Source organism: Candidatus Neptunochlamydia vexilliferae, from assembly GCF_015356785.1.
In the GTDB taxonomy this organism is placed as follows: domain Bacteria; phylum Chlamydiota; class Chlamydiia; order Chlamydiales; family Simkaniaceae; genus Neptunichlamydia; species Neptunichlamydia vexilliferae.
Genome location: NZ_JAAEJV010000068.1, coordinates 1 through 8,290 on the forward strand (window position 1 = coordinate 1; position 8,290 = coordinate 8,290).

Sequence of the window (8,290 nt, forward strand, 5' to 3'; positions counted from 1 at the left end):
CCTCTTTTACAAAAAAGAAAAAGAAATTTTCTACTTTTCTAAAGGAGCAAAGGATTCGGATGCTCAAGGGCTTTACCTTATCGATAACCCTAATGACATCTTGGAAATTTACCGTGTTTTAGTCCCCCTTCATAAAGCAATAAAAGCCTTTATCCAAAATCCCCAAACCACCTTTACAAACCTCTCATTATACGATAAAACCCTCGGAACTCTAGACCACTCCGCCAAAGAAAACCTCCAGTATGACAAAGCAGAAGTCTCCTACACTCAAGTCACTGCCCTTAATCCTAACGACACCAAAGCCCTTTTCCATCTAGGACAAATTAAACTAACATTAGGAAAGTTCGATAATGCCCTTACTCATAGCCAAGAAAGCCTTCGTCTCCTTAGGCAAAAACATGGAGATCAACCTCATGAGGATGTTGCTTTAGCGCTAAATGAACTAGGGGCAGCTTATAGAGATTTGGGAGAAACAAAAAAAGCAATCAATTACTACAAAGAGGCCTTAGCAATGAGACGGAAGCTCTATATTAGCCGTGAAACTGCTACTTGCTTAACCAATATAGGCTTAGCCTATCAAGACTTGGGAGAATCACAAAAAGCAATCAATTACTACAAAGAGGCCTTGACATTGAACTACAAATTCTATGGAAAAAAGCCTCAGCCCAATATTGCGACTTGCTTAAGCAATATAGGCTTAGCTTGGCACTATATAGGACAACCACAAAAAGCGGTCGGTTACTTTGCAGAGGCTTTGGCAATGAACCGCAAACTTTATGGCGATAAGCCTCACCCTGAAACTATCACCTGCTTAAGCAATATAGGCGGAGCTTATATAACCTTGAGAAAGCTCAAAGAAGCAATTAACTATCTCAAAGAGGCTTTGGAAATGGGAGACAAACTCTATCTTGGTAAGCCTCATCCCGGTACTACGACTTGCTTAAATAATTTAGGTGAAGTTTATAGGGCCTTAGGAAAGCCAAAACAAGCGATTGATTATATCGAACAAGCTTTAAAAATGGACCAGAAGATCTATAGCGGTAAACCCCACATCAAAATTGCCCTCCGCTTAAACAATCTAGGCTTAGCTTATGTGCCTTTAGGGCAGCCAAAAAAGGCACTTGAATACCACAAAAAGTCTTTAGTAATGGCCTACGCGATCTATGGAGATAAGACTCCCCACCACCATACTGCCATCTTCTTGTGCAACCTAGGCTTAGCCTATGGAGTCTTGGAAAAGACACAAAAAGCCGCTGACCATCTTAGTAGGTCTCATAATATGTTCATGGAGCTTTATGGACCTCAACACCCGCATACTAAATTGGTAACACTTGAACTATCCAAAGTTAATAAGGAGCTCAGCGCACCAATCTTGTCGAGATGCAAGTAAAATGACACTTGGGAGCGGGAGGGGTTTAGTCTCCTACCCTTGAAAAGGCTAGCGAAGAGATTCGATCTCTTCACTTGAAAGTCCAGTCGCTTCAGAAATCTGATTTACTGGAAGGCCCTGTTTAAGCAAAGCTTGGGCGATTTCTCGATCTCTTTCTTGCCGCCCTGCCTTTCTTTCAGAGGATAAGACTGCCAAATGGTCTCTATGCTCATTAACGCTGGCTTCATAGGCCTTTCTTGTAACTGGGTCGGATGAAAGCCTCTCTAGCCTTTCAAGTGCTCTTTGAAAAACGGGGTCTTGTTTTAAGGCGTGTGCTTCTTTTTCCTTTATTAAAGACGCATTTTTAAGGAGGTAAAACCATTTTTCTTTATAGGTCTTGAGTTCTTCTAAAGGTCTATCCTTAAATTTTTTGAGATCAACCAATGTCGCCTTCCATTGGTTAAAAAGATGTTCATTAGAGGAAGAGACTTCGGGCTTAAATCGATAGGTTTCTACCACTTTCTCATTATTCAAAATACCATTTTTTTCTCGTTCACTTCGGTGAAAGTCAATAATTGCTACAATGTGAACCTTGGGAAGGTCTTGCCAGCCTATTAGCTTTTTTTGCTTCTTTTTCTGTTCAGTTTCTGTTGCTTGTTGGTGATAATGGTAATCTATCTGCTCTGTATAATCCTTTCCTAAGTAATAAAGAAGCCTTTTATCAAACCCTTCGTGGTTATAAGTTTGCATTTCAATGATGTATCGCTCCCCTCCCCTGGTTTTTACCGATAGATCCACGAAAGTTGAGGGTCTGCCAACTTCAACCCGCATCTTTCTAGGGTCTAAAAACTCTTCAATCTCAATGAGATCGTCCCCTTCAAACCCTAAGACAGAATTGATAAAGCTTTCTAAAAGTTCTTTACTACTTTTATCGCCAAAAAAATCTTTAAAAACGACATCGACTTTGATATCCAATAAGTCTATCATACTCACAAAACTCCATTGCACGCTATTTTATCATGAAAGAACCAATCTGTATACCCTAACTTTTATCCTCAAGATACTGAACATCCTATAATTTTATTTGTTTTTTTTAGCTATCTGATAAAAAAATGGTTAAGCTTTTTCAAGCCTTTAGAGAAACAAAGCTCGAGAGTTCAACTATGCAAAAACACTCAGAAAAAACTCTTTGCAATAAATCTATTTTTGAGCAATTATTTAACTGTATTTTTTTAAGAACTGTGAGGAAATTATGAGCTCCGGTTACTCATGTAGATCTTTAGATGGAAAGATGGTCTCCTTTTTAACCTCTTAATTATGAAAGGTTTTTTCTTACCCACGTGGCAAGCCACGGGGAAAAAAGCAAGTTCTATGTAACTTTAAACCACCTTGAGTAAGCATTTATAGCTTGGGTTTGCGGCCGTTAAAAGCTTTTCATATTGTTCAAGTGAAATCCTGATCTTTCCTTTCTCGTATTGCGCATATGAGTTAGGAAATTTGGATCCTAGGCGCTTTGCTGTCTCTCTTACAGTCGATTGGCTTTTCTCCCTTTGCCTTATAAGCGAGAGAGCTAGTAAAAGCCTTTTTTTCGAAGAGCTTATACCAATGACTCCTTTTTTATAGACATTCACGCAAACATCAACAGCTTTTGCATCTTTTTTTGTAAAATAATAATCAGTCAACTCTAAAATTAGCTCCTCAAGCATTTTTAGGGTCTCTTCTTTTGTTTCTCCTTGGGTCATAAGATCCAAAGAGGGAACCTCGACTAACCAAGCACCTGTACTTTTCCAGATTTTTCCTTCAAATTCCATACGTTACTTTACCCCTCCCTTGGGTTATTTTCTGCCTTTCTTAAAATTTTTCTTGAAAGAATCTCATTAATTTCAGGATGCCTTGGAACTGGCTCGGCAACCTTTCCATTTGTCCATATATCATGATTGCTCCCATGCCGGTCAAGCCACCACCCACATTTCTTTAATCGCTTTTCGAGAGCTTTCTTCTTCATACCTTGCATTGTACATAAATATATGTACAAAGTCAATAGGTTTTCGAAAAATTAGTAATAAGCAATTGATTATTTATACCTTAGGAACTCTTTGCTGTGGGGTGAGCTCTTCAAGCCTAGCTTATGAACAAGACTCTATTTCAGTCATTACTTTATAAATAGTTGACCTTCCAATACTCAAATGGGCTGCAGAATTGAATTATGTAGAAACACACAGAAAAGGTTCTTTACAATAAATTTATTTTGAGCAATCATTCAACTGTATTTTTTTGAAAACTGTGAGAAAATTATGAGCTCTGATTACTCATGTAGATCTTTAGATGGAAAGATGATCTCCTTTAATCTCCAAAGCCAATCTGTCATCGGGCGCTATCAGACAGGCAAAGAAGTATACCCTGTCGATGCTAGCAGCCTAGAAGAGGTATCCAAATATATCTCTAGAGGATATACCCCCACATTAAAGAACAGAAAATTTGTTTGGGTTCAACCTTCAAATAATAACGCATCGACCAGCCAATCAAGCACCAGTAGCTCTTCTAGTGCCGCTTCAACCTCGAGTCATCACTCAAGCTTATCAATACAAGGAGCCACAAAGAGCCCAAAACCTTTCACCCGTTTAGAGATAGGTAGCTATTCTAATAGCACTGAGACCTATAAATTTTTCCAGGTCGATCAAAAAATTGTAGCCAAAATCTATAAAGGTCAAATTTTTATGGGAACTTTTTGTGTAGATAAGGGATACAAAAATATAAAGTCTTTGCCTGCAGATTCTCAAGATAGCCCTAAAAAGATAATCGACTGGCTTCTCAGCCAGGGTTATTTTCCTGAGCTTAGAAATCAATCAGTCATTTTTAAGGTTAAGCTTTGGACAAAAGCTCACCCCAGAAGAGACAGCCCAACTATTGGACTCCGAAGCAAGCGCTCTAACTCCTCCCCATCCATTCGCAGAAAAACAAAGCTATGGGCTAATAGCTCACCGCCCTCATATTTGCAGCAAAAGTTTAAAGGTCAACTCTCTAAGACCTCCTCTTCTCCCTTTCTTAACTACCGTGCTAAAGACTCCTTGTCGAGCTCTTCATCTTCAGATAGAACTGGAAAAATCTATCTTAATTTTGAGGAAGCATTTGAAAAAAAGGACTATAAAAGTCAGGTGCGTTATCTTGAGCAGCTTGGAAACATAAGTCTTAAAAAAAAAGACTTTACAGAAGCTGCTCACCTTTTCAATGGAGCGCTTGCCGTTGCTGAAAAATACCTTAGTAATGCTAAAAACCCCCTGTTGTTGAAGCTTGAAAAAATCGAATTTAACTTATTGAAAGATGCCCCATTCTCTCGTCTCAACCAGTATAAAAAAGGGTCAATTGCAATTGCTAGGGAAAATTTAGTCAAAATAAGACAATCCGTTGCCGATAAGCTCAAAAAAAAGGAGGCGATTCAAGTTATTCAAAGGTATTTAACAGAGGCATATCAAGACATAATCCGATCTTTTTTTAAAGAGGGATTTAAACTTTTTGGCGAGCCTCATAATTCTTTTTCTATCATTGCTCTTGGTTCTATGAGTCGTCAAGAAATGTGCCCTTATTCAGATGCGGAATTTGCCATTTTGTTCGATGAAAATGCTCCCCATATGCGAAACTATTTTCGAAGTATCAGTCGCTTTCTGGAAGTGCGTTTTATCAATCTTGGAGAAACAAAATGGGATGTTATCCGCCCTAAAAGGCAAAAGAATGGTAGCATGCGAGAAGCGATTAGCCTTGTTCCTGGAGGCTTTAGCATGGATATTGGGGGGCTGTCACCAATAGGAAAAAAGGGTGTGTATGAACTCATCGGAACCCCTCAAGAGCTCGGCCTTTTTCAAAGCCCTGGATGGCTTCGGATGCATGATGGAGAAATCATCCTTGTAAATGCAATGGCAACAACAAGTCACATTATGGGGGATAAAGCCCTTACGAAAAAGTACCACGCAGTAGTGAAAAAGTGGTTGGACCAGCCCATACGTCAGTGTTCTAGGGAACAGATAGGTCGCATGGCCTCAAAAACCAAAGCATCAACGACCCAAATTCCCCAATATTTTAACAAAAAGCAGTTTCAAGAAGTCCTTTCAAAGACTAAAGCCCAAACGATAAAAATCAAAGAAGCAACCCCCCAATATTTTACAAAAGAACGCTTGAATGGCGCCCTGTCTAAAACAAAACAAGCAGCACAAAGATTTCGAGAGGTCGCTCCTCAATACCTTAACCGCCAAAAAGCAAAAGAATTTTTTAACAAAACCAAAGAAGCAACTCAGTTGATACGTAAACACACTCCTGAATATATAAATCGAGAAAAAATCAGTTTAGCTTTTAATAAAACCAAAGGGGCTGCCCAATTACTGGGCTACCGGATTTTGTTAAACGATCCAATAAGAACAGAAAGAGCAATAAGCCTTCTCAGAGGACACTTAGAAGAGTTTAAACCTTACCTTGAAGCAGAAAGGATCGATATGCGTGCTTTTAACGTGAAAAAAGATTTCTATCGTCCCGTGCAAATGATTTTAGGAAGTCTCTCTCTTTATCACGGCCTAAAAAGCACTAATAGCTTTGAAAGAATTAAGGAGCTTGAGCAAAGAGAAGTGCTTTCGCAAAGCGGAGGGAAAAAGTTAAGGGAAATTCTAGAACAAATTCTCTGCTTTAGGGTAAGCGCCCACCTTTTCTACAAAAAAGAACAAGAAATCTTATACCGTATTCGAAAAAAAGTGAAAGAAGATCCAAAGAAAAAAAGATTTGTTAAAATGAGTGTCGGTTCAGGTTCTTCCACCACCATAGATAAACACTCTCATATGTTTGGGTCTGAAAGTAAAGAAGAGGAAGTTAGAGGACTTTTCACAATCGATGAAGATCAATCGAAAAAGATCATTGAAATCTATAAAACATTGCTTCCTCTACATCAAATGGCTACCAACTTTAGTCATGGAAATATACAGGCATTTCAAGAAACATCCTTTTATGAAGTTAATGTAGGGGTGGCAAACCGTTCTGCAGAAAACAAACGTCGTTTTGATCAGGCAGAATCCCTTTATACACGTGCAGTAGCACTAAATCCTGACAATCTTGATGCTTTGAGTGACCTCCAAAGAATCAAAATGACTCTAGGAGAAGCTGAAAAAGCTTTAAAATATAGCCAAAACCAACTCCGAGTTTTAGCACATAAGTACTCTAACACTCCCCATATTGAAACTGTTATAGCAAAGAAAAATATTGCACTTGCTTATACTTCCCTTGCAAACTATAACTGTGCTGGCGATGTTGCTCGCAAAGCTCTTAAGGAAATAGATGCTTTACTCAAGGAAGACCTTCCTCGCGACACTACTATTAAAATCCTTAAATTGTATGCTGTCCTTAAAACAGTCGTAGGTATTTCTGTGTCGATTAACTTTGGGATGTATAAGCTAGCAATTAGTGACTTTAACCAAGCTCTTGATGTTTATGGCTCTATTTATGGAAATAGCCCTCAACTAGAGGTTTCTTTTACATTAACCCATGCTGGGGTGGCTCTAAAATGGCTAGGTGACAATGCTCAGGCTCTTAGTTGCTTTCAAAAAGCTTTGCAGATACAGAAAACCATTTTAGGAAACAAACCCACCCCAGAGACTGCAGAACTCCTAAATAAAATTGGGGAGCTCAGTAAGCCTCAAATACAGCTGAAAAATGCTCAAGAGGCATTAAAAGCGTTAAAAATTTTATTTAAAGACAGAGCTCACCCTTTAAAGGCTGAATCTCTTAGTAATATAGGAGCTGCCTGGCAGGAGTTAGGAGATATAGAAAAGGCCTTTTCTTTTCAGCAGGAAGCACTAAAAATCCAACGGATGCTTTTTGGAAAAAATCCTCATATTATTACAGTCAAAATCCTTTCCCAGCTAGGGTTAATTTCAGCACAAAAAAGCAATCCACAACAAGCACTTAAATACCATGAAGAAGCTGATGAGATGCATAATAAGGTTTGTGTAAGCGTTTTGAATAGCCCAGGTCCAAAGTTCATCCGACTAAAAGTTAACCTAGCAAATACCTATTACCAGCTAAAAGAATATAATCGAGCAATCGAAATCCTTGACTCTTTTTGGAAAGGTTTAGAGGATAGAGCAGAGCCTGATATATTAAGAATGGTTATGATTATGGCAAATTCATATCGAAATCTATCAAAATATGAAAAGGCGAGTACTTTTTATGAAAAAGCATTGAAAATAAAAGAAAAGCTATATGGACCTCAGCCACATCCTGACAGTGTAAACGTGCTGTGTGGGTTGAGTACTTTTTATAAAAAAACAGGAGAACTTTTTGAGACTTCTAAGTATGCGAAACAGGCCTATGAAATGCAGCTCAAAATGTGTGGAGCTAATCACCCTAAAACAAAAGAACTGAGGAATACTTTGCTGAAAATCAACAAAAACTTATAAACAGGGGTGCGGTATGTCAAAGCCAAGGAAAATTCCATAGGTATCAATGAGATAAATCAAGATATCCCTATTTTTAGTTGCACTAAACGCTCGTATCCAACACGACCGTCGGTCTAATGTTCATGGAAGGCTTCTAGCTGAATAATTTCTTGGTTTTTTGCGTCTATTGAAATATGAAGATTGATCAAGGTTTTTCAATACAACCAGTTGGAAGTCTTATAGAGAAACAAAGCTGCAGAGTTAAATCTCTCCGGGTCATATTCCCCGCAGCTTGCTGCGAAGGTGCGCTAAGCGGGTCGCCCCGAAAGGAAAATTTCCGTAATGCTCCGTAGCCTGCTACGGAGGTAGGAAATTTTAGGGCCGTACTTTTACTTATGCAAAAATACTTAGAAAAAACTCTTTGCAATAAATTTATTTTTGAGCAATCATTCAACTGTGTTTTTTTGAAAACTGTGAGGAAATTATGAGCTCTGATTACTCATGTAGG

The 8,290-nt window shown here is 38.6% G+C and carries 5 protein-coding genes; 2 read left to right on the forward strand and 3 right to left on the reverse strand.

Annotated elements, in window-relative coordinates:
- On the forward strand, positions 1–1,390 hold a 1,390-nt coding region (locus tag NEPTK9_RS08355; RefSeq protein ID WP_194848381.1), incomplete at its 5' end, for a tetratricopeptide repeat protein.
- Positions 1,391–1,438: 48 nt separating this feature from the next.
- On the opposite strand, the gene NEPTK9_RS08360 is transcribed toward NEPTK9_RS08355, so the two are convergent.
- The 3 genes from NEPTK9_RS08360 to NEPTK9_RS08370 form a co-directional block, all read right to left on the reverse strand.
- The gene (locus NEPTK9_RS08360; RefSeq protein ID WP_194848382.1) at positions 1,439–2,356 is read right to left on the reverse strand and encodes an Rpn family recombination-promoting nuclease/putative transposase; all 918 of its coding nucleotides are present in this window, start codon (positions 2,354–2,356) and stop codon (positions 1,439–1,441) included.
- A gap of 392 nt (positions 2,357–2,748) precedes the next feature.
- Positions 2,749–3,180: a type II toxin-antitoxin system HicB family antitoxin gene (locus NEPTK9_RS08365; RefSeq protein WP_194848383.1), complete on the reverse strand. Its 432-nt coding sequence runs from the start codon at positions 3,178–3,180 to the stop codon at positions 2,749–2,751.
- An 8-nt stretch (positions 3,181–3,188) separates the two neighbouring features.
- A complete protein-coding gene (locus NEPTK9_RS08370) occupies positions 3,189–3,374 on the reverse strand; it encodes a type II toxin-antitoxin system HicA family toxin (RefSeq protein WP_194848384.1) in 186 nt (61 codons plus the stop codon).
- A gap of 712 nt (positions 3,375–4,086) precedes the next feature.
- On the opposite strand from NEPTK9_RS08370, the gene NEPTK9_RS08375 reads away from it, so the two are divergent.
- Positions 4,087–7,803: a tetratricopeptide repeat protein gene (locus NEPTK9_RS08375; protein ID WP_194848385.1), complete on the forward strand. Its 3,717-nt coding sequence runs from the start codon at positions 4,087–4,089 to the stop codon at positions 7,801–7,803.
- Positions 7,804–8,290 lie beyond the last annotated feature (487 nt).

Coding starts and splice junctions, on each gene's coding strand:
- NEPTK9_RS08365 (WP_194848383.1), bottom strand. CDS start 3,180: ATGGAATTTGAAGGAAAAATCTGGAAAAGTACAGGTGCTTGGTTAGTC.
- NEPTK9_RS08360 (WP_194848382.1), bottom strand. CDS start 2,356: ATGATAGACTTATTGGATATCAAAGTCGATGTCGTTTTTAAAGATTTT.
- NEPTK9_RS08375 (WP_194848385.1), top strand. CDS start 4,087: ATGGGAACTTTTTGTGTAGATAAGGGATACAAAAATATAAAGTCTTTG.
- NEPTK9_RS08370 (WP_194848384.1), bottom strand. CDS start 3,374: ATGAAGAAGAAAGCTCTCGAAAAGCGATTAAAGAAATGTGGGTGGTGG.